Origin of the sequence: Clostridium aestuarii (assembly GCF_026735135.1) — a bacterium.
Classification (GTDB): domain Bacteria; phylum Bacillota; class Clostridia; order Clostridiales; family Clostridiaceae; genus Clostridium_H; species Clostridium_H aestuarii.
Genome location: NZ_JAPQER010000001.1, coordinates 828,649 through 850,010, shown reverse-complemented (window position 1 = coordinate 850,010; position 21,362 = coordinate 828,649). Strand labels below are relative to the sequence as shown.

The following is a 21,362-nucleotide window of genomic DNA, read 5'->3' as shown; positions in this document are numbered from 1 at the left end:
TATGAAGATTTTATATATAATATTTTACAATTTAAAAAGAAATTTTAGAGATAAAAAGACTTTGATTAATATGTTACTTCTTCCTATAGTTCTTATATTAATACTTGGTACAGCACTAAATAATGAATACATTCCAGGAAACATAAGCAGAGCACAGGTATATTATTATAATGAAGACAAAGGCGAGATTTCTAAACAATTTGAAAAATATATAACATCTGATAAAGTTAAGGATTTAATAGAATTAAAAAAAGTAAATAGCAAAAAAGAAGGTCTTAATTCCATAAAAACTAATGAGAGAAGAACGTTTGTATATTTGGATAATAATTTTACAAAGAATATAAAAAAAGGTGGAAAAGCTTATATATCTGTATATAACGAAAGAAATACCATACAAACAGAAATTGTAAAAAATATTTTAAATGGATTTGTTAATGGTGCTAATGCAGTTTATGCGTCTTATACCATAGGTGGAAAGGGTGGTTATGTAGGAGAAAATAACATCATAATTGATGCATCTATTGATATTAGTGGAAAGATTCCAAAAGCTATAGATTATTATGCTGTAACTATGCTAGTTATGATTCTTATGTATGGAGCTTTTTATGGAAGTGATGCAATATCACAGATATATGAAGAAGAAGAGGGGAGAAGGGTTCAGATTACTCCAACACAAAAAACACAAATCTTACTTGGATATATTGCATCATCTATACTCACTGTTTTTATTGAAGGAATAATATTAATGTTAATTGCAAAATATGCTTTTAAAGCTAATTACGGAAATAATATAGGATTAATAGTATTTATTATATTCACTATGTCTATACTATCAAATTTTATAGGTATGGTAGTAATTGTATTAGGTGGAAAGGCTGATAAGACTTCTGGTGTTATAAATATACTTGTTATAGTTTGTACTTTTATATCTGGTGGATATGTAAAACTCATAAATAATAATGGAGTTTATAATAAAATAATACATTTTGTACCAAATACTATGGCTCATAATGCAATGTTTAATTCCATATACGGTTCAAATATGGATGCAGTTAATTCTAATATTGCATCTATGTGGATAGGAATAGTTTTATGTATGATTATATCTATAGCAGCAGCTAGGAGGAGAGTGCTAAAATGACTATATTTACTAATAATTTAAAAAGAATATTTAAATCAAAATCAAATATTATCTTTATGGTTATTTTCCCTATAGTTCTTATAATCTTTTTTATTGGAGCTAATAGTGGTGAAAGTAAGTTTTCTATTGGTGTTGTAGATAATGATAATACTAAGCTTACAAAACTTCTTGTAAAACAATTAGAAAAGGGAAACGAAGTAAATGATTTAAAAGAATCTCAAATAAAAAAATCTTTAATTAATTTAAAAAATGATTATGTTATACAAATTCCTAAAGGATTTACTAAAGATTTAATAGAAGGAAAAGATGTTAATATAAAAGCATATGCTATAAATGAAACAAATGCGTATATGGCACCAAAGTTTAGTATAGAGAGTTTTGTTGGAGCAGCAAAAACTATAGGAAAGTCCTGTGGAAAAAATGAAACTCTTTTCTATAAAGCTATGGATAAATATAAAGAAGGAGTATTTGAGGTGAAATATGAAAATATGGATAACAGTAAAGTAAGTAAAAAGAACACTTTATTGGCATTAGGATTTTTGGTGTTTAACATGATGATGTTAGGGGTTAATATAATTCCAATAATATTAAAAGATAAAAAGACAAAAGTATATTATAGAATATTTACAGGTCCAATTAAAGCAAGAAGTTATACTTTGCAAAATCTTTTAAGTTTTTTAGTGGTATTAATAATACAAATTGCAATAATATTTGGTTTTATGATAAAAGTATTTAATATGAAATTTCCATCTGTAATAAATATGTTTTTGTTATTTGTAATTTTTTCAATATTTGTTGCTGCTTTTGCTTTATTTATATGTGATAATTCTAAAGATATGAGAAGAGCTTCTATTATTTCAACACTCACAGTTACTCCAATGGCTATGCTAGGGGGATGTTTTTGGCCAAGAGGTATTATGCCACAAACTTTGCAGAATATATCTAAGTTTATACCAGTAACATGGATGTTATCAGCTGCAAACAAACTTATGTATAATGAATCTTTATATTCTGTGTTACAAGAAATACTAGTATTATTTCTTTTTACTATTATATTTATGCTTTTAGTTTCATGGAGGAAAAAAGATATAATTAATTAAAAAATCCACTTTGATAGTGGATTTTTTATATTTGTGTTTTCCAAGTAAATAAAGGTTTTTCTAGTAATATATGATTTTGTATATGTTATACTAAAAATAATATCCATATTTAGAGGTGAATATAAAATGGAATATATATTTAGGCTATGTTTTTATAGCTTTATAATTGCTATGACCATAATAGAAAAAGATATATGTTATTTTTGCATTGTTTCTATTTTAATAATTATGATTATTGATATATTGATAGAAAGGTATATACAATCTAAAATAATGGTATTTATACAAGCTATAATTATAATAATTATCAGTTTTTATAAACCTGTTTTTATTATATTTTTAGGAGCTTGTTCCTATGAGTTGATAAAAAGGGAAAATTATTTTGGTGTATTTTTTATTGTACCTATAATTGGATTTTTAAAGATAGAGCAAATACCTATACAGTTGTTGATTTTTTTTATAGTTAATATTTATGGATATATTTATACTAGATATATGAAAGAACAAAAGAAGTACAAGACTTTATATGATAATGAAAGAAGAACAAGATATGAGTTAGAGGAAACTAAAAATAGGCTTATACAATCTGCTGTAGAAGTGGAGCATTTGGCTGAAATTAAAGAAAGAAACAGAATAGCAAGAGAAATACATGATACAGTAGGGCATAATATTGCAGGGATATATATGCAGCTTCAGGCAGCAGCTAAAATAAGAAATAAAGACACAGAAAAATCATACATATTAGTAGATAAATCTATTAATGAACTTTCAAAATCTTTATCATTATTAAGAGAAACTGTGCATAATATAAAACCTATGCAATCTATAGGAATAAATTATATTATAAAAATAATAGAAGAGTTTAATTATTGCAAAGTTAATTTTAAATATATAGGTGATTTTAATAATATATCTTCTAGTATAATGCAAATTATAAGTACAAATATAAAGGAAGCTTTAACTAATGCTTCAATGTATTCTATGGCAGATATTATTGATATAAATTTAGAAGTAAATGAAAAATACATAAGGCTTTATATAAAAGATAATGGTATAGGGTGTGAAAGTATAAATGAAGGGTTAGGTATAAGTGGTATGAAAGAGAGAATAAAAAATATAGGTGGAAATATAGCTATAGATTCTAAAAATGGATTTCTAATAGTTTGTATTATTCCTATGGAAAATTTGGAGGTGAATATTTTTGAAAATTATAATAGCTGATGATGATAGATTGATAACAGATAGTCTCAATTTAATTTTAGAATTTGAAGAAGATTTTGAAGTGGTAGGAATTGCTGCAAATGGTGAGGAGGCAGTAAAGCTTTGCAAAAAATATTGTCCAGATATAGTTTTGATGGATGTGAGAATGCCTGTTTTAGATGGGGTATTAGCAACAAGAGAAATTAAAAGTGAACAACAAAATATTAAAATAATTATTTTGACTACCTTTAAAGATGATGAATATATCTCTGCAGCTATTAAAAATGGAGCGGAGGGTTATATACTAAAAAATCAATCTTCAGATAGTATTATAGAAAGTATTAGAACAGTTTATAATGGAAATGGTGTATTTCAAAGTGAAGTTTTAAGTTCAATAATGTCTATGATTAAAAATGATAAAAAAAATCTAAATAAAATTAAATTAAGTGAAAGAGAATTTGGGATACTTACATTAATTGGTGAAGGACTTTCAAATAAAGAAATTTCACAAAAACTTTATTTGAGTGAAGGAACTGTTAGAAACTATGTAACAAATTTACTTGAAAAATTACAATTAAGAGATAGGACTCAACTAGCTATATATTATTTAAAAAACTATTAAACAGAATTTAAAAATAGATAAGTTTTTGTAATGAATATACCGTATAAAAATATTTTTAAGGAGAATAGAATGATGAATAGTTATATTATGTATATAGTAGTTATAGTGCTTTTAATTATTTCTTATTTTAAGGATAAGAAAAAGACGAAAATGGCTCTTAAAAAGGCTTGGAAATCTTTTCAAAATATTTTACCACAGTTTTTAGGAGTAATAATGCTTGTAGGCATATTACTTTCTGTATTTAATGCTCAAGTAATATCAAAAATAATAGGTAGTGAATCAGGGTGGATAGGAGTGGTTTTTTCTACGATTGTTGGTGCAGTTACATTGATTCCTGGATTTGTAGCATTTCCTACGGCAGCCATGCTGTTAAACAGTGGAGCGGGATATATGCAAATAGGTGCATTTGTGTCTGCATTGATGATGGTAGGTATTGTAACAGCACCTGTTGAAATAAAATATTTTGGTAAACGACTAACTATTATAAGAAATGTATTATCTTTTTTATTTTGTTTTATTGTTGCATATATAATTGGAAAGGTGGTTAGTGGAATATGAATTTATTAAAGAAATATAGATTTTTTCTAATTACGTCTCTAACTATGATTGTTTTATTTTTTATTAATAGAGAAATGGGAACAAAAGCAATTCATGTTACAGGGTATAGTTTAAAAGAAATGATTTTAGTAATACCACCAATTTTTATCCTCTTAGGATTATTAGATGTATGGATTCCAAAACAAACGATGATGAAATATATGGGAGAAAAATCAGGAATAAAAGGAATAGTTTTATCCATTTTATTAGGGTCAGCAGCGGCAGGACCATTGTATGGAGCATTTCCTATTGCAGCTGTATTTATGAAAAAAGGAGTTAAATTTAGTAATGTATTAATTTTTATTGGAGCATGGTCTACTACAAAAATCCCTATGTTTTTATTTGAAACTTCTGCTTTAGGAACAAGATTTGCTGTTACAAGATTACTTGTAGATATTCCAGGAATTATTTTTATTGCATATATTTTATGTTTTTTAACTGATAAAGCAGAAGTAAAAAGGATATATGAAAATGCTGAATTAATGTGATTGTTATAAAAGGATATTTAAGATATTATATAGTTGTTAATTATAAAAAAATAAGTATTGTTTGATAAATATATTTTTGGAGGAAAACATGAAGATAATAGACATTAGGAAATATTGCAAAGAAGAATTTGAACTTATTACAGTTCATAATAATAGGATTTATTATTGTAAAGCGGATAACTTACAAAATGAAAATGAGTATCTTGTAGATTTTTATTACTATGATATTGAAAATAAGATAGAGAATAAAATAACTAATACCAGTATATACACATCCGAATTTTATGGTAAAAAAATATATACATATGATAAGTACATTATGTTTTCTATAATCAATAAAGATGATATACAAATTTTTAAGTTAGATATGAATACTAACAAAGTTGATAAAGTAAGTGAATTTAAAGTAGATAAAAAATATTATAATGGCATATCTTTTTTGGGAGATACCTATCTCATTTTATATATAGATAAATCTGATGTAGATGATGAAAAGTTTAATAGGGCAAAAGATGTACAAGGTGGGTATGAAAGTGCGTATTTATATGATATTTATAATGGTCAAAAATATGAAATTCTTGATAAAAGAGTTATATTAGGGGTTAGAGACTATTTGGAGTATTATACATATAATGGACAAGGGTTCTTAATATTTGAGGAAGCGTATATGGAGGATTGGGAACAACAGGAGCTCTATCATGAAAACTTAGATAAAACTGATTATTATAGAGAGTCATATAGAGAAAGTATAAATATTATTAGTTTAAATGAATTTGTTGAAGGAATTGAAAATAGAAATATAATGATTTCATTTCATCAAGTGCATAAAACAGAAGTACAAGGATGGACAAGGTATTTTGGAATGGATGAAACTAATATATACTATAGAACAAAGAATTTTAAGACTAATGTTGAAAGTATTTGCTGCGTGAATAAAAACAATTTAAAACAAGAAAAATTAGGGGAAATACATTTTGATAAGTTAAAGGACAATAACATAAGATACGATATTAAAAAACAAAAAATATATAATAAGCATTATGATGAAAATAAAATACATATATATGGAATTTATAACAGTGATACAGAAATTAGTTTTGAAAAATCAATTGGAGAATTTTATGATATTATTGATAATAAATATTTAATTACTTATTATTGGGAAGAGGATGATCAAGATAACTATTATGATTATATGGTTATAAAAAATCTAATGAGTAGTGAAGAAAAGTTGTATCAAGGTATGTGCTGTGTTGTTGATGATTTAGTTATTATGTACAAATAACAATGAGTTGAAAAGTCATGTATTTTCAGATGAAAGATACCTGAAAATGCATGATTTTTGTGGATAATGTAATAAATATAGTGAAAGGAGATTTACCAATGGAAGTGTTTGCAAAACCAGGAGTAGGTGGAATTATAATAAAAACAATAGATGAAATAGAGTATATATTAATTCAGGAAAGATGTAAGGAAGATGGTGGGGCGGAAAATGGATTAATAGAGATACCTGCAGGCAAAATAAGAGAATTTGAAAATATATTTGATTGTTTAAGAAGGGAAATATGGGAAGAAACAGGACTTACAGTTACGGAAATTGAAGGAGAAAATGATACGGTTATTATTGAAGCAAATGGATATAAAGCTATAAATTATATGCCTTTTGCATGTGCTCAAAATATAGATGGGAATTATCCTATTATGGTTCAAACATTTATATGTAAAGCACAGGGGAAAATATTAGATGAAACAAATGAAACTAAAAATATTAGATGGGTATCATTAAATGAATTGAAAGATATGCTGGATAATAATGAAGAAGATTTTTATCCAATGCATATTATGGCATTGAAAAAATATTTAAAGTTAAAATTAATTAAAAAGGCAAAGTAGAAAAATTAATTTTAAAAATTTTATCCACAGCATCTAATAATAATGCGAGAGAGGCTGTGGACTTTTTAGGGGTGTTTTCATATCTACGGGCGGCTTATTAGTTTTATGGTAAATTTAAAAAATATACGGATATTAGAAGTTAAAAATAAATAAAATTATTTACAAACGCATTTTTAAATTATATTCTAATGTTAGAATATATGATAATAAAGGAAGGGGTTAGTAATAACTAGGGGAACGATTACATGGAACATAATAATAAAGATTTATTACAAGGAAGTGTAACATCTAACTTGTTGAAGATGTCACTACCAACTATGCTGGGATTTTTGTTTCAGTCTGCTTATGATTTAGTTGATATGATATGGATTGGAAAGATTTCTTCATCAGCAATAGCCGGGGTGACTATATTTGTAACGATATTTTGGATGGTAGATATATTAAATCAAATAATAGGTACAAGTTCAATATCTCTTATATCTCAAAGTTATGGAAGTGGAGATATGGAAAAAACAAGTAGAGCAATAGAACAGACACTTACATTTAAAGCATTAGTAGCCGTGATTGCTGGTGTAATTATGCTTATGATTTTAAAACCACTCATTGGATTTTTTACTAAAGATGCAGTAGTTATTAAAAATGCTTTAGATTATGGATATATAAGGATATTTTTCCTACCTATAATGTTTTCTTCTTTTACTGTAAATACGGCTTTTAGATGTATTGGCGATGCTAAAAAACCAATGATTATAATGATTATTGCAGCAATATTTAATATAATATTAGATCCGATTTTTATTTTTAAAACAGTACCATATGTCAACATACCTGGTTTAAACCTAGGAATATTTGGAGCAGCACTTGCTACTGTAATATCCACAGTAATTGCTTTTGGAATAGGATTTTATATATTTTTATCTGGTAAAACAAAGGTTAAGATTAAAATAAAGAGATTATTTAAATTAAATGCAGAAATGGATAAAAAACTTATAACTGTAGGTCTTCCAAGTGGGTTTGAAATGTTATCTAGAAACCTATCAGGAATATTAACATTAAAATTTGTAACTATCTATGGAACAGCAGCAATTGCATGTATGGGCATAGGAAATAAACTTTTTAGTTTTGCATTTATGCCTCTTGTTGGACTTTCTATGGGTGGGAGTGCTATTGTAGGACAGTGTATTGGTTCTGAAAAAATTGATAGAGCGAAGGATACAGCTGCAAAGGCTGCAGTGATAGGAATAGTATTTATGTCAGTATTAGCATTAATTGGAATTGCGTTTCCAGAAAAAATAATGGATGTATTTACAGATGATAATGCCGTTATACATATAGGAATTTTGATGATAAGAATAGTTCTTCCAGCACTTACTATTGCAGCAGCATCTATGGGATTAGGATGCGTATTTTCAGGTTCAGGTTATAATATTCCATTTTTAGTATCTAGCTTAGTATCTAGGTGGGCAATACAGGTTCCACTGCTTGTAGTAGTTACTTATGTAATGCATTTACCTATAATTTGGGTTTGGGTAACATATATAACAGCAGAAGTAGGGGAAATACTTGTAATGTTTACAGCATATAAAAAGGGTAAATGGAAAAATATGAGGGCGTAAAGTAGAAAAACTCATACTTCAAAGGTTATTTTTGAATAATAATCTTTGAAGTTTTTTATTTTGAAAAATAAAAATTATCTATAATAAAATTTTTATAATTGATAGCATTGTTAAGGTAAATAAAGTAAATAATATAATTAATTAAGATAACTTACTTAAATTCATTAATTTACAAATTAAATACATTGACGTAAAACTATGGTAAGTATATAGTGAATTTGTAGGTTATTTATGAAAGCGTTACCATAAACAAAAAACATACTAAAATTTATTTAATTGAAAGGAGAGAGTTATGGGTAGATTAATAGGGATAGTAGGTGTTACGGTATTTATTTTTATTGCTTATATGTGCTCTAATAATAAGAAGAAGATAAATTGGATATTAGTAATTAAAGGGATGATGTTACAATTACTATTTGCCTTTTTAGTATTGAAATTTCCACCTGGAAGAAAGTTTTTTGAAGGAGTAAGTTATGTTATTACTAAGTTATTAAATTTCACTAAAAGTGGTACCGGTTTCCTATTTGGAGATTTAGTAAATTCAAATAAATTTGGATGTATATTTGCATTGCAAATTTTACCTACAGTTATATTTTTCTCATCTTTAATGGCTGTTTTGTATTATTTGGGAATTATGCAGTTTGTAGTTTCTTGGATGGCAAAGGGAATGCTTAAATTGTTAGGAACTAGTGGTGCAGAAACTTTATCGGCGGTTGCTAATATTTTTATAGGACAAACTGAAGCACCACTTGTTATAAAACCATACCTTGGAAAAACGACCAAATCTGAATTGTTTACTATAATGGTTGGAGGAATGGCAACTGTATCTGGAGGAATAATGGCAGGATATGTTGCTATGGGAGTTAGTGCTGGACATCTTCTTGCAGGAAGTATAATGGCATCGCCTATAAGTCTTATAATTTCTAAGATATTAATTCCAGAAACAGAAGTATCCGAAACAAAAGGAAAGGTTTCTATGGATGTAGAAAAAACAGATTGTAATCTAATAGACGCTGCTGCAAGAGGTGCAAGTGAAGGTTTGAAATTAGCATTAAATGTTGGAGGAATGCTACTAGCATTTATAGCACTTATAGCACTTGTAAATGCTTTACTAGGATGGGTAGGCGGATTCTTTGGCATGGGTTATTTAAGTTTAAATTGGGTTTTTGGAAGATTGTTTGCTCCAGTTGCATATATAATGGGAGTTCCAACACCAGATATATTAAATGCAGGAAATTTACTTGGTGAAAAAATAGTAGTTAATGAGTTCGTAGCATATGCTAGTTTAGGAAAGCTTATAAAATCAGGGATTATAACTCAAAAAACCATAGTAATTCTTACTTATGCTTTATGTAGTTTTGCTAGTTTTAGTTCTATAGCAATTCAAATAGGGGGACTTGGCGGAATAGCTCCAAATAAACGTTCTAATATAGCGCAATATGGATTTAAAGCTTTACTAGGAGGGCTACTTACAACTTGTATTACTGCAACAGTAGCTGGAATACTAGTATAAAAATTTAAGAAATATGAGAGCGCTCCCATATATGATACTATAATAAATTAAATTCAGTAGAATAAAATTTAAATTAAAATAAATTTTAATTCAATTTATTAAGGAAAGGATAGAGTAAAATTATGAAAATTGAAAAGTTTATAGATCACACATTATTAAAACCACAATCTACAGAGGAACAAATAAAAAAAATATGTGAAGAAGCTAAAGAATATAATTTCGCTTCCGTTTGTATTAATCCATACTATGCATCATTTGTTAGTAGTGAATTAAAAGGATATGATGTAAAAACTTGTGTAGTAATAGGTTTCCCATTAGGTGCTAATACAAAAGAAGTAAAAGCTTTTGAAGCAAAACAAGCTATTGAAAATGGTGCACAAGAAGTTGACATGGTAATAAATATTGGAGCATTAAAAGATAAAAAATATGATGTAGTAAAAGAAGACATAGAATCTGTAGTAAATGTTGCGAAAGGTAAAGCTCTTTTAAAAGTTATAATAGAAACTTGTCTTTTAACTGATGAAGAAAAAATTAAAGCTTGTGAACTATCTAAAGAAGCAGGAGCAGATTTTGTAAAAACATCTACTGGATTTTCAACTGCTGGAGCGAAAAAAGAAGATATTGATTTAATGAGAAAAACAGTAGGAAAAAATATAGGTGTTAAAGCTTCAGGTGGAATTCATTCTTATGAAGAAACTATGGACATGATAGAAGCTGGTGCAACTAGAATAGGTGCAAGTGCAGGTATAAAAATTATAGAGGGTGCTAAAAAAAATAAATAAATTAATTTTAGTATATTAAGATTATAAATATTATGGTGAAAAGGGAGAATATTTTTATGAGGATGTATGATTTAATAATAAAAAAAAGAAATGGGTTAGAACTTACTAAAAAAGAAATTAACTATTTTGTACAAAACTACACTAAAGGAAATATTCCAGATTACCAAGCATCAGCTTTTTTAATGGCTATTTATTTTCAAAAAATGAATATGAGAGAGACAGCAGACTTAACTATGGCTATAGTTGAATCAGGAGATATCTTAGATTTATCAAAAATAAAAGGAATAAAAGTAGACAAACATAGCACAGGAGGAGTAGGAGATACTACTTCACTAGTACTTACTCCTATGGTTGCAGCATTGGGAATACCTGTTGCAAAAATGTCTGGAAGAGGACTTGGACATACAGGTGGAACTATAGATAAACTTGAGTCCTTTAATGGATTTTCTGTTGAAATAACAGAAGAACAATTTATAAATAATGTAAACAATAAAAATATAGCGATAATAGGTCAAACAGCTGATTTGGCTCCAGCAGACAAAAAAATATATGCATTAAGAGATGTTACAGGAACGGTTGATAATATTTCACTTATTTCTTCTAGTATAATGAGTAAAAAAATAGCTGCTGGTGCTGATGCAATTGTACTTGATGTTAAAGTTGGCGATGGTGCGTTTATGAAGACTTATGAAGATGCAAAAGAACTTGGTAGTGCTATGGTTAATATAGGTAAAAATATTGGAAGAAATACTGTAGCTGTAATTTCTGATATGGATCAACCTTTGGGATTGGCAATAGGTAATGCTTTAGAAGTAAAAGAAGCAATAAATACACTAACAGGAAAAGGGCCAAAAGATTTATTAGAACTTTGCTTAACTTTAGGAAGCAATATGGTTGTTTTTGCTAAAAAAGCTAATACTGTAGATGAAGCTAGAAAAATGCTTTTAAAAACTATTGAAGATGGTTCAGCTATAGCTAAATTTAAAGAATTTATTGAAGCTCAAGGTGGAGATATATCTCAACTAGAGGATACAGATAAATTACCTAAAGCTAAGTATATTGTACCAGTAAAAAGTGATAGAGAAGGATATGTAACTAAAATAAATGCTCAAAACATAGGATTAGTTGCTATGGAACTTGGAGCTGGTAGAGCAACAAAAGAAAGTATCATAGATTTAGCTGTTGGAATTATATTAAATAAAAAAAGAGGAGAAAAAGTAGCAAAAGGAGATATAATTGCGTATATTCATTCTAATAACGAATCAAATATAGAAAAAGCTACTAAAGGAATATTACAAAATTATAAAATTGAAAAAGAATATACAGAAAATATCCCTTTGGTGTATGATGTAGTAAGATAATTAAAATATGATTGTTTTCTTATTCATGTCTAAAGTAGCTGTATGATTACAAATTAAAAACACCTGTGTATATAATTAAATATACACAGGTGTTTTTTAGTTATTATTCTTAAATTTCTTGCAGTGGACAATCTGTATTTGTTAAAATATTAAACATTAAATTCTTTAGCAGTTTTTAAATAATAATATTATCAAACAAGGCATTTCAAACATAATTTATAAAGTAAGACAATATTATTTAGTATAAATAAAAATATAATTGAACAATTAAACTTGCATGTAGATATGTAATCTTATAAACATATAGAGGAGGCGATTTAAATTATACAGAACTATATTAAGGTAAACAGTAAAGATGGTGCTGAAGAAATATTAGCTTCTATGATATCAAAAGAATCTAAAAAGTATGATTCAACAATAAATATGTTTAAAGAAAATAGTTATTGTAATGCTGACAATACTAATGATGTTTTAAACATGGGGTTAAATTGTGGAGATGAAGTGTTAATAGTTGCAGAAGGTTGGGATGAGCTACAAGCAATTCAAGAAATGAAAAATATTATTGAAAATAATTTTGATGTATAAATCAAGTAGTGAACAATGAAACTTGTATGTAGCTATGTAATTGTATGATTATGTAACTTCTTCAGATAAGAAGAACCATCAATTCGGAATCAAAGTTCTGAATTGATGGTTTTTTATACTTATTCAGTTCTTCTAAATCTTGCAAAGGTATGAACAATTTCCTTACCACATGGAATTGTTTCAGTATTTATTAATTCAAATCCTCTAGAAAGAAGTCCAGCTATAGCATCTGCACAATCAGTTCCTACTGGAATTCTAGGTGTACTAGAAGCACAAACTACTATATTGCCTTCGTTGCAGAATCCACAACAATTTACTTTACAAGCAATAATAACGACATCTACATTTTTTGTACAACCACATTTCATCGATTTGTAACCCCCTTTTCAATCTTGTGATTCTTAGATGCGATGGGAGCCGCTTTGTTTAGCTTGTCCCATAATTAATATATGTTTTAAAAGTGTTTATTGTGACTTATATTAATAGAATTTATTATAATTTTGTTCTAAAAAAAATTATGAAATTATAAAATTAAGTATCAACATGATTTTAAGGAGAGAAAATCTTATTATGTACAGTTTTACTAATAGTGCTATAATACCTTTATATTTAAACAATGATATGGTAAATAATTTATTTACTATAGTTGTACAAGAATTTGCTGAACATAGAAGCATAAATAATAGAAGTACTAAGGCTATTAAGATTACTACTCCACTAAGCAATGTTACATGTGGAAAGTATGTACAGGGAACGTTCAATATAGATTTTTTTGATGAATTTTCAAAAACAGAGGCAGAGGAGATTATTTCAAAAGAGATAAGGGTTTTTTTAGGTATGATAGATATATTGGTTAAAGAAAATTTGTTGAAAAATTTAAATACTAAACAGGATATTAGTAAAATACAAGAGAAGAACTTTGTTCAATTTAGCTGTGAACTAAAGAAAGATCCCTTAATTGAATATATGGAAAATATTGTTAATGTAATGGAGATGCAACTTGCTTTTGAACCTTATAACAAAGAAAATGATGATATTAATGATGATAAAATGAAAAAAGAGATTATAGCACTTCTTAAAAGAAAAATGAGTCAGCACAAGCAAGAAAGGTGTTTAAATTTTATTGCAGATGGTATATGTAATACTAAAACTAAAATTATAGTTCCGCTAGAGGTAAATTGTTTAAAAGATAATATCGATTATATAGCTAATAGTAAAGTTTCTGTAATAGGAAAAGTTGTAAAAATTACAGATGAGAAAAGTACAAATAAAAAAAATATGGATATAATGAGAAGTACATGTTTTGAATATCTAAATCAGCAACATTTAAATGAGTTTAAAAAGAGATTTTTAAAGGATACTTCTTTGATTAAAGGGCTTCGCAATATGGAAATTGCTGATGGAAATGATCCTGTTATAGAAATAGTTCCTATTATAGTATATATTTAGATTTAAACAAAAGCATATGCTGTGTAAAATATATTTTTACCAGCATATGCTTTTGTTCTATAATAAATTTATAAAACCTTTTCCTTGTACTTCTGACGTATCTATTACTGAAATAAAGGCATCTCTATCAATTTCTTTAATTAGATTTTTTACTTCTGGAAGTTGCCTTGGAGAAACTACACAATACATAATTTCTCTTTTAGACTTTGTATATGCTCCTTCACCATATAGAATTGTTAAGCCTCTTTTTATTTTATTCATTACAGCATAACTTATCTCTTTTTCTTTTTCTGTTACGATTAGCAACATTTTTTGTTTACTAAACCCTTTCATAAGCTTGTCCATAAATAAAGAGCAAGCATACATAACAATTAAAGTGTATAAAGCAGTTTTGAAACCAAAAAGTATTGAGCCGGCAGCAATAACTATAAGGTTTACTACAAAATTAGCCATGCCTATATCCATATTGTATTTTTTCTTTACTAGAATAATTATAATATCTAATCCACCAGTTGAGCCTTCTGTTGAAAATACTATTCCAAGTCCTAATCCTGTAAGCGCTCCTCCGTATAAGCAATATAGAAGTTTATGAGCCTCAGATACAGGTGCTAAAACATTAGTTAAAGGAGTAGTTACAATAAGAGCAATAGATAAAACAGCTGTACCTATTCCCGTGAGTATTGTGAATTTTTTATTTATTTTTAAAATACTGAGAATAAAAAGAGGTATATTAAATACAATGAACAATAAACCTACAGAAATATTAAATAAATAGTGAAAAATAAGAATTACTCCAGATAATCCACCACTTAATAATTTGCTTGGAATTATAAAAAGATTAAATCCTATAGCATAAATAAAGCTGCCTAGTACTATTAATATAATCTTTTTTATAAAGTCTGTTTTTGTCATTTCTAAACATGAAATCATTTTAGTCCTCCATTTTTATAGATAATTAATATTGTAATTATTATATATGAGATTTATTATATATACAAACAAATATTAATTCTATATTGATATGAATATAATACCGAAAAATGTTAAGCATTATTAACATAGTGGATGCTTAATAAAGCTATAAATATTATAAGGGGACAGTGAAATGAAAAGATTATTAAATTTATTTTTAGCTGGGATAACGGCTATTTTACCTATAGGGATAACAATATTTATATTATATAAACTATTTATGATAGTCGATTCTTTTTCAGCTGGGTTTATAAATAAAATTGTTGGTGAAAGAATAGTAGGAATTGGATTTTTAACTACTATAGGTTTTATAATTTTAGTTGGATTTATAACAAAGTATTATTTAGGTGAAAAGTTAATAGAAATAATTGAAAAAGCTATTTCAAAAATACCTATAGCTCAAAGTATTTATTCATCGGTTAAAGAAGTAAGCAAAATGATTCCAAATTTAGGTGTTAATAATAAAAAATTTAATAAAGTTGTTATTATTGATTTTCCTAATAAAGATATAAAAAGTATAGGATTTATAACTAATGATAATATTCAAATATCAAATTCTGATAGGGTTGCTGTTTTTGTACCTACTACACCTAATCCAACAAATGGATTTTTAATTTATGTGGACAAGGATAGTGTAGAAGTGCTTGATATAACAATAGATGAAGCAATAAAGTCGATTATTTCTATGGGGGCTATTACACCTGATATACTAAAAAATAAAAGGAGAATTTAGCTCCTTTTATTTTACACTTTAAGTTGATTTAACAACAAGAAAGGATTTAATTCAGCAAAATATTTTTTAATTTATCAGGATAATTTGTTATTATTCCATCCACATTTAAATCTATAAATCTTTTCATATCTTTTTCTTCATCAATTGTATAAGGGTTTAACATTATTCCAGATTTTTTTATTCTTTTAATTATATGATGAGAATTTACAGCATAGAAATAAGGATGAAGTGCTTCAGCACCTAAGCGTCTTGCATATTTTTCAGGTTGATATAATCCAGCTGTATATAAAAGTCCTATCTTTATTTTTTTTGATATTTTTTTACATTGCCTTAAAGTATAATGATTAAAACTTGAAAGTATAATTCTATCCTGCATTCCATATTCATATATCATTTTAATAACTTTTTCCTCAATTTTGTCGTAGATAATAATATTATTTTTTAATTCAATATTTAATTTGATATTTTTTTTATCCTGTAAAAAATCCATAAGTTCTTTAAGTGGAGGAATTTTAATTCCTTTAAACTCATCTGAGAACCATGAACCAGCATCTAAATTTCTTAATTCCTCATAAGTAAAATCTTTAACAAACCCTTTATCATTTGTTGTTCTATTTATTGTTTCATCATGTATTAAAATTAAAACGCCATCTTTTGTCATTTGAACATCTGTTTCAATCCCAGTTGCACCCAATTCTATAGACTTTTCAAAAGCAATCATAGTATTCTCTGGATAATATGCACTAGCACCCCTGTGGGCATAATTTATTAGCATAAATACATCTCCCTAAAATTTAATATTATATAAATTATATGCAGTTATATATTATAAAATTTTAAAACTCTATAAAATTGTAGTATTAGTAACTGAAAGATATAATAGTTATAGATAATTAAAATCAAAGGAGTGAGTTGAAAATGAAAGATTTTAGATATTTTATGCCCACTGAAATTTTTTATGGAAAAAATATTGTGAAAAATAAGGCTGAGTTGATTGAAAGTTTTGGGAAAAGGGCTTTTGTTATAACAGGGAAAAGTTCTTCTAAAAAGAATGGCTCATTAGAGGATGTAATAAATGTTTTAAAAGAAAAAAATGTTGATTACTATATATTTGATGAAGTAGAAGAAAATCCTTCGTTAGAAACAGTAGAAAAAGCAGCTCAAATTGGAAGAGAGAAAGACGTAGACTATATAATAGGAATTGGAGGAGGGTCTCCTATTGATACATCAAAAGCTGTAGGAATAATGTTGAAAAATAAAGAAGCTGAGATTGAAAATTTATTTACAGAACCAAAATTAGAGTCTATTCCTATAATTGCTATACCTACTACAGCTGGAACAGGAACAGAAGTAACACCTTATGCAATTTTTACAGATCATAGAGTTAAAACTAAAAGAAATTTTTATCAAAAAGTATTTCCTAAAGTAGCATTTTTAGATGCCAAATATTTAATGACAGCACCAGAGAGCGTTACTATAAATACAGCTATAGATGCACTATCACATTTAATTGAAGGATATTTAACAACAAAAGCAAATTTTTTAAGTGATGCTGTGGCAGAAAAGGGGATTAAGATATTTGGAGAATGTATAGAAGCTATGAAGAATAGGGATTTCACTTATGAAATACGAGAAAAACTTCTATTAATGTCAACATTAGGTGGGATGGTTATTACTCAAACAGGAACTTCTCTTCCACATGGTATGGGCTATTCATTGACATATTTTAAGGGTATTCCACATGGGAGGGCTAATGGACTTTTATTAAAAGCATATTTAGAATTATGTCATGATAAGAAGAAGGTTAATAATATATTAACATTAATCAATTTAAATAGTCTTAATGAGTTTGGTTGTTTTCTACAGGAGATTTTGGGTAGAAAAGAGTCAATAAATAAAGAAGAGATGAATGAATATGCTGAAGTTATAATAAACAATAAAGCTAAGCTTAAAAATCATCCTGATAAAGTAACTAAAGAAGACATTTTTAATATTTATAAAAAAAGTTTATAATAAATATAAAAGTTTCAACACAAATTCCAAACGATGTATTATAATGGTGTTTGGGATTTATTTACTATTATTGATATAAGAGGGGTAGTAATATGAAAAAAATACATGGGGTTTTTTATGCGATGATGTCTTCAGCAGCATTTGGACTTACACCAATTTGGACTAAGGATGCGTATAATAGAGGAACTAATTCTATAACTATACTGTTTTTTAGAGGATTAGTAGCGGCAGCTATATTATTGATGTATTTTTTAATAAAAAGAATAAATTTTAAAATAAATAAAAAACAATTAGTTCATATGTTGTTTTTGGGAACAATAGGATATGGATGTACAGGAATTTGTCTTTTTTTATCTTACAGCTATATTTCTACAGGGTTAGCGACAACTCTTCATTTTATATATCCAGCTGCTGTTACTATTTTAATGGTTTTAATTTATAAGGAAAAAATATATTTTGGTAAAATTTTTTCCATTATATTATCAGCAGCAGGTGTTTATTGTTTAATATGTACTAGCAATATACAACTTAATATTAAAGGAGTAGTTTTAGCAATTATTTCGGGAGTTTTTTATTCTTTATATATTATAGGAATTGATAAAGGTGAAGGTAGAGAAATGGATAGCTTAATACTTACTTTTTATGTAACCTTAGTTTCAGCGGTATTTATGTTTATTTTCGCAAAATTTACAGTTGGTATTAAAGTAGTATTTACATATCATACAGTTATAGATATTATAGGTGTAGCTGTTATATCGAGTATATTGGCTCTGGTAACTTTTGCTAAAGGAATTAAAATAATTGGATCTTCTAGTGCTTCAATATTAAGCACTTTGGAACCGATTGTTAGTGTTTTGTTAGGTATATTGATTTTAAAAGAAAAAATGAGCCTTTCTATTATAATTGGAATTATGCTTATAATTTTTTCTGTTTTTGTTCTTACTATTACAGAAAAAAGTAAAGAAAAGATTAAATTAAGTATATGAATATAGTAATTATTTAAAAATTACCATTTAAAATGGTGATTTTTTTATTAACAATTTAAAATATAGTAACAAAATTTTGCTTTAATTTGTAGAATGGTTATTATATTATATAAATATAGACTATTTAGTTTTAATTAGATGTAAAGGAAAGTATATTTATATTACTGGATAAATTATCTATAAAGATTAATTTCTAGGAGGAGTATATGAATATAGAAAAAATATATATTTCTTATTATAAGAAAGATAAATTAAAAGAAATAACTTTAAATTTGTTTGAAGCTATAGAAAACGATGACATAAGGCTTGAGTTTAAAAATATCCATCAATGTGATGAGAGTATGCTTGAGGTTATAATACTTACTAAAAAAGAAATTGTACTAGAAAAGTTTTTTATGGAATATTCTTTGGAATTAAAAAACAAGAATATGTTTGTTAATGGGTATCAATCATGGACAGAAAGTGGCGAAATGAGCAAAAATGATGAACTTAAAAATTTAAGTTCTGTTATGAAATCAAAGATGGAGACGTGTGGGGATTATTATTTCTATGATTATAAGGGGAAAAAGGGAGTATTACATTCATATACTTTTACTTACTTTAAAGGAAATAATGATAAAACATTGTTTTTAGGTTCAGTAGATGAAGAATATGGTTATACTATATTTGAAGCAGATTTGAAAAGTAATAAATTAAAGATTACAAAGGATTGTAGTGGACTTAAAACTACGGGCGAAATTTGTTTCCTAAAACTTTATATGGGCTATGGAAGTGATAAGAATAGCTTTAAAAATTACTTCTCGTTTTTTAAGAATAAGAAAGAATCTGCAGATATGGGCATAGGGTGGACTAGCTTATATAATTACTATGGAGATGTAACTCAGGATATAGTATTAGAAAACATTGAAAATATTAAGAATAAAAATATACCTATGGATATAATTGAGATTGATGATGGATATCAAACAGCAGTAGGAGATTGGCTTTCTATAAATGAAAAATTTCCTTTAGGTATGAATTTTATTTCATATAAAATTAAATCTGCAGGATATCAACCAGGTATTTGGGTTGCTCCATTTATATGTGAAAAAAATTCTAAAATATTTAAAAATCATAAAGAATGGCTTCTAAAGGATAAAAGTGGTAAGCCAGTTGCAGTGGGGTATAATTCAAAATGGGGAGGCAAATTCTATGCTTTGGATTTTTACAATTTAAAGTTTAGAGAAAATTTAGCTAATATATTTTATGTTATGATTAACATATGGGGCTACAAAGTGGTCAAGCTTGATTTTTTATATGCAGCAGCACTTATTCCTAGAAAAGGTAAAACTAGAGCTGGTATAATGAAAGATGTTATAGAATTTTTAAATGATATAATAGGAGAGAGAGCAGTTATATTGGCATCAGGGGTACCTTTGTCAGCTGCATTTGGTAAAGTGGATTTTTGCAGAATAGGTGCAGATACAGCTGCTTATTGGGAAGATAAAAAATTAAAGATTTTAAGATGTAGAGAAAGAGCATCAACGATATCAGCATTAAATAATACTATAGCAAGATTTAGATTAAATGGTAATGTTTTCTATAATGTTTCTAGTGGATGTTTACTTAGAAAACAAAGCAATAAGCTTAACAAAGAACAAAAATATTCTTTACTGCTATTAAATAATTTATTAGGAGGATTAGTATTTTTATCAGACAATATAAATGAATATGATGATGAAGAAATGTATCTTTTTAAATCTATGTTTCCTAAAATAAAAGGGGATGTAAATTATATAAATGGCAAGAAAGATGTTTATGAAATCTTGTTTGAAGCTAAAGGGAAAAAATATATAGTGTTATCTAATCTTAAAGGTTCAGAAGTAAAAGTAAAACTTCCTAAGGGAAAATATTTTGATTCTAATAATAAAGATTTAATTGTCAATGGCAGTATCAATATTAAATTAAAACCTTATGAGTCAAAATGTTTACATAAAATAAACGATAGTAAAACCACATGTTTTTTAGGGTCTACAGGACACTTGCTGCCAGGATATGAAATTGATATTTTAGAAGAACAAGAAGGACGAATATATATACAACTTAATGATAAATTTATTAATAGAGATAATATTTATCTTAAGGTTAAAGATAAATATGTAGAGATATTTGTTAATGGAAAAAAACATGAATATGAAAGAAAAGAAGAATATTTAGTAATTACATTATAATAATATCGTGGAGCAATATTATTATAATTGACGCTCATATGCCATTTTAAGCATATGAGCGTTAACTGTTTTATCAAAAAATCACTTATATAAACTCTATT

The 21,362-nt window shown here is 26.9% G+C and carries 21 protein-coding genes; 18 read left to right on the top strand and 3 right to left on the bottom strand.

The genetic code is table 11. From position 1 onward, the window contains the following. Window position 1 precedes the first annotated feature (1 nt). The 13 genes from OW763_RS03565 (at window position 2) to OW763_RS03505 (ending at window position 12,898) form a co-directional block, all read left to right on the top strand. On the top strand, window positions 2–1,141 hold the full coding sequence (locus OW763_RS03565) for an ABC transporter permease (RefSeq protein WP_268039683.1): 1,140 nt from the start codon (window positions 2–4) through the stop codon (window positions 1,139–1,141). Beyond that, window positions 1,138–2,241, top strand: a complete 1,104-nt coding sequence (locus OW763_RS03560) for an ABC transporter permease (RefSeq protein ID WP_268039682.1) — start codon at window positions 1,138–1,140, stop codon at window positions 2,239–2,241. The genes OW763_RS03565 and OW763_RS03560 overlap by 4 nt, the downstream gene beginning before the upstream one ends. A gap of 126 nt (window positions 2,242–2,367) precedes the next feature. Then, window positions 2,368–3,462, top strand: coding sequence for a sensor histidine kinase (locus OW763_RS03555; RefSeq protein WP_268039681.1), 1,095 nt, complete (start codon window positions 2,368–2,370; stop codon window positions 3,460–3,462). Beyond that, on the top strand, window positions 3,443–4,063 hold the full coding sequence (locus OW763_RS03550) for a response regulator transcription factor (protein ID WP_268039680.1): 621 nt from the start codon (window positions 3,443–3,445) through the stop codon (window positions 4,061–4,063). Before OW763_RS03555 ends, OW763_RS03550 begins: the two co-directional genes overlap by 20 nt. A gap of 72 nt (window positions 4,064–4,135) precedes the next feature. After that, complete coding sequence (locus OW763_RS03545; protein WP_268039679.1) at window positions 4,136–4,621, top strand: permease; 486 nt, start codon at window positions 4,136–4,138, stop codon at window positions 4,619–4,621. After that, the gene (locus tag OW763_RS03540; RefSeq protein ID WP_268039677.1) at window positions 4,618–5,148 is read left to right on the top strand and encodes a permease; all 531 of its coding nucleotides are present in this window, start codon (window positions 4,618–4,620) and stop codon (window positions 5,146–5,148) included. The genes OW763_RS03545 and OW763_RS03540 overlap by 4 nt, the downstream gene beginning before the upstream one ends. A gap of 88 nt (window positions 5,149–5,236) precedes the next feature. Continuing rightward, window positions 5,237–6,433, top strand: a complete 1,197-nt coding sequence (locus OW763_RS03535; RefSeq protein WP_268039676.1) for a hypothetical protein — start codon at window positions 5,237–5,239, stop codon at window positions 6,431–6,433. Between the two features lie 98 nt (window positions 6,434–6,531). Next, window positions 6,532–7,041, top strand: a complete 510-nt coding sequence (locus tag OW763_RS03530) for an NUDIX hydrolase (protein WP_268039675.1) — start codon at window positions 6,532–6,534, stop codon at window positions 7,039–7,041. 245 nt (window positions 7,042–7,286) lie between these two features. Then, window positions 7,287–8,657 carry an MATE family efflux transporter gene (locus OW763_RS03525; protein ID WP_268039674.1) on the top strand — a complete coding sequence of 457 codons (1,371 nt, stop codon included), beginning with the start codon at window positions 7,287–7,289 and terminating at the stop codon, window positions 8,655–8,657. Between the two features lie 292 nt (window positions 8,658–8,949). Continuing rightward, the gene (locus OW763_RS03520) at window positions 8,950–10,170 is read left to right on the top strand and encodes a NupC/NupG family nucleoside CNT transporter (RefSeq protein ID WP_268039673.1); all 1,221 of its coding nucleotides are present in this window, start codon (window positions 8,950–8,952) and stop codon (window positions 10,168–10,170) included. A gap of 122 nt (window positions 10,171–10,292) precedes the next feature. Beyond that, window positions 10,293–10,952: a deoxyribose-phosphate aldolase gene (gene deoC / locus OW763_RS03515; RefSeq protein ID WP_268039672.1), complete on the top strand. Its 660-nt coding sequence runs from the start codon at window positions 10,293–10,295 to the stop codon at window positions 10,950–10,952. A 56-nt stretch (window positions 10,953–11,008) separates the two neighbouring features. Beyond that, the gene (locus OW763_RS03510; RefSeq protein ID WP_268039671.1) at window positions 11,009–12,313 is read left to right on the top strand and encodes a pyrimidine-nucleoside phosphorylase; all 1,305 of its coding nucleotides are present in this window, start codon (window positions 11,009–11,011) and stop codon (window positions 12,311–12,313) included. A 321-nt stretch (window positions 12,314–12,634) separates the two neighbouring features. Beyond that, a complete protein-coding gene (locus OW763_RS03505) occupies window positions 12,635–12,898 on the top strand; it encodes an HPr family phosphocarrier protein (RefSeq protein WP_336296878.1) in 264 nt (87 codons plus the stop codon). Window positions 12,899–13,017: 119 nt separating this feature from the next. Here the strand turns inward: OW763_RS03505 and OW763_RS03500 are convergent, their stop codons facing one another. Next, the gene (locus OW763_RS03500; protein ID WP_268039670.1) at window positions 13,018–13,266 is read right to left on the bottom strand and encodes a hypothetical protein; all 249 of its coding nucleotides are present in this window, start codon (window positions 13,264–13,266) and stop codon (window positions 13,018–13,020) included. 202 nt (window positions 13,267–13,468) lie between these two features. Here OW763_RS03500 and OW763_RS03495 point away from each other — a divergent pair, with 202 nt between their 5' ends. After that, the gene (locus OW763_RS03495) at window positions 13,469–14,347 is read left to right on the top strand and encodes a DUF6414 family protein (RefSeq protein WP_268039669.1); all 879 of its coding nucleotides are present in this window, start codon (window positions 13,469–13,471) and stop codon (window positions 14,345–14,347) included. A 57-nt stretch (window positions 14,348–14,404) separates the two neighbouring features. Here OW763_RS03495 and OW763_RS03490 read toward each other — a convergent pair whose 3' ends face one another. Further along, entirely contained in the window at window positions 14,405–15,277 is an 873-nt protein-coding gene (locus tag OW763_RS03490; RefSeq protein ID WP_268039668.1) for a YitT family protein, read from the bottom strand. A 175-nt stretch (window positions 15,278–15,452) separates the two neighbouring features. Between OW763_RS03490 and OW763_RS03485 the strand changes: the two genes are divergently transcribed. Further along, a complete protein-coding gene (locus OW763_RS03485) occupies window positions 15,453–16,052 on the top strand; it encodes a DUF502 domain-containing protein (protein WP_268039667.1) in 600 nt (199 codons plus the stop codon). A 46-nt stretch (window positions 16,053–16,098) separates the two neighbouring features. Here the strand turns inward: OW763_RS03485 and OW763_RS03480 are convergent, their stop codons facing one another. Beyond that, a complete protein-coding gene (locus OW763_RS03480) occupies window positions 16,099–16,827 on the bottom strand; it encodes a glycerophosphodiester phosphodiesterase (RefSeq protein ID WP_268039666.1) in 729 nt (242 codons plus the stop codon). Window positions 16,828–16,970: 143 nt separating this feature from the next. Between OW763_RS03480 and OW763_RS03475 the strand changes: the two genes are divergently transcribed. The 3 genes from OW763_RS03475 (at window position 16,971) to OW763_RS03465 (ending at window position 21,261) form a co-directional block, all read left to right on the top strand. Next, on the top strand, window positions 16,971–18,065 hold the full coding sequence (locus OW763_RS03475; RefSeq protein WP_268039665.1) for an iron-containing alcohol dehydrogenase family protein: 1,095 nt from the start codon (window positions 16,971–16,973) through the stop codon (window positions 18,063–18,065). Between the two features lie 92 nt (window positions 18,066–18,157). Beyond that, window positions 18,158–19,051, top strand: a complete 894-nt coding sequence (locus OW763_RS03470; RefSeq protein WP_268039664.1) for a DMT family transporter — start codon at window positions 18,158–18,160, stop codon at window positions 19,049–19,051. Between the two features lie 206 nt (window positions 19,052–19,257). After that, complete coding sequence (locus tag OW763_RS03465) at window positions 19,258–21,261, top strand: glycoside hydrolase family 36 protein (protein WP_268039663.1); 2,004 nt, start codon at window positions 19,258–19,260, stop codon at window positions 21,259–21,261. Window positions 21,262–21,362: the final 101 nt, after the last annotated feature.

What these genes read in the sequence shown, in the direction of transcription:
- OW763_RS03565 (WP_268039683.1), top strand. Translation starts at nt 2, where the DNA reads ATGAAGATTTTATATATAATATTTTACAATTTAAAAAGAAATTTTAGA.
- OW763_RS03560 (WP_268039682.1), top strand. Translation starts at nt 1,138, where the DNA reads ATGACTATATTTACTAATAATTTAAAAAGAATATTTAAATCAAAATCA.
- OW763_RS03555 (WP_268039681.1), top strand. Translation starts at nt 2,368, where the DNA reads ATGGAATATATATTTAGGCTATGTTTTTATAGCTTTATAATTGCTATG.
- OW763_RS03545 (WP_268039679.1), top strand. Translation starts at nt 4,136, where the DNA reads ATGAATAGTTATATTATGTATATAGTAGTTATAGTGCTTTTAATTATT.
- OW763_RS03540 (WP_268039677.1), top strand. Translation starts at nt 4,618, where the DNA reads ATGAATTTATTAAAGAAATATAGATTTTTTCTAATTACGTCTCTAACT.
- OW763_RS03535 (WP_268039676.1), top strand. Translation starts at nt 5,237, where the DNA reads ATGAAGATAATAGACATTAGGAAATATTGCAAAGAAGAATTTGAACTT.
- OW763_RS03530 (WP_268039675.1), top strand. Translation starts at nt 6,532, where the DNA reads ATGGAAGTGTTTGCAAAACCAGGAGTAGGTGGAATTATAATAAAAACA.
- OW763_RS03525 (WP_268039674.1), top strand. Translation starts at nt 7,287, where the DNA reads ATGGAACATAATAATAAAGATTTATTACAAGGAAGTGTAACATCTAAC.
- OW763_RS03520 (WP_268039673.1), top strand. Translation starts at nt 8,950, where the DNA reads ATGGGTAGATTAATAGGGATAGTAGGTGTTACGGTATTTATTTTTATT.
- deoC (WP_268039672.1), top strand. Translation starts at nt 10,293, where the DNA reads ATGAAAATTGAAAAGTTTATAGATCACACATTATTAAAACCACAATCT.
- OW763_RS03510 (WP_268039671.1), top strand. Translation starts at nt 11,009, where the DNA reads ATGAGGATGTATGATTTAATAATAAAAAAAAGAAATGGGTTAGAACTT.
- OW763_RS03500 (WP_268039670.1), bottom strand. Translation starts at nt 13,266, where the DNA reads ATGAAATGTGGTTGTACAAAAAATGTAGATGTCGTTATTATTGCTTGT.
- OW763_RS03495 (WP_268039669.1), top strand. Translation starts at nt 13,469, where the DNA reads ATGTACAGTTTTACTAATAGTGCTATAATACCTTTATATTTAAACAAT.
- OW763_RS03490 (WP_268039668.1), bottom strand. Translation starts at nt 15,277, where the DNA reads ATGATTTCATGTTTAGAAATGACAAAAACAGACTTTATAAAAAAGATT.
- OW763_RS03485 (WP_268039667.1), top strand. Translation starts at nt 15,453, where the DNA reads ATGAAAAGATTATTAAATTTATTTTTAGCTGGGATAACGGCTATTTTA.
- OW763_RS03480 (WP_268039666.1), bottom strand. Translation starts at nt 16,827, where the DNA reads ATGCTAATAAATTATGCCCACAGGGGTGCTAGTGCATATTATCCAGAG.
- OW763_RS03475 (WP_268039665.1), top strand. Translation starts at nt 16,971, where the DNA reads ATGAAAGATTTTAGATATTTTATGCCCACTGAAATTTTTTATGGAAAA.
- OW763_RS03470 (WP_268039664.1), top strand. Translation starts at nt 18,158, where the DNA reads ATGAAAAAAATACATGGGGTTTTTTATGCGATGATGTCTTCAGCAGCA.
- OW763_RS03465 (WP_268039663.1), top strand. Translation starts at nt 19,258, where the DNA reads ATGAATATAGAAAAAATATATATTTCTTATTATAAGAAAGATAAATTA.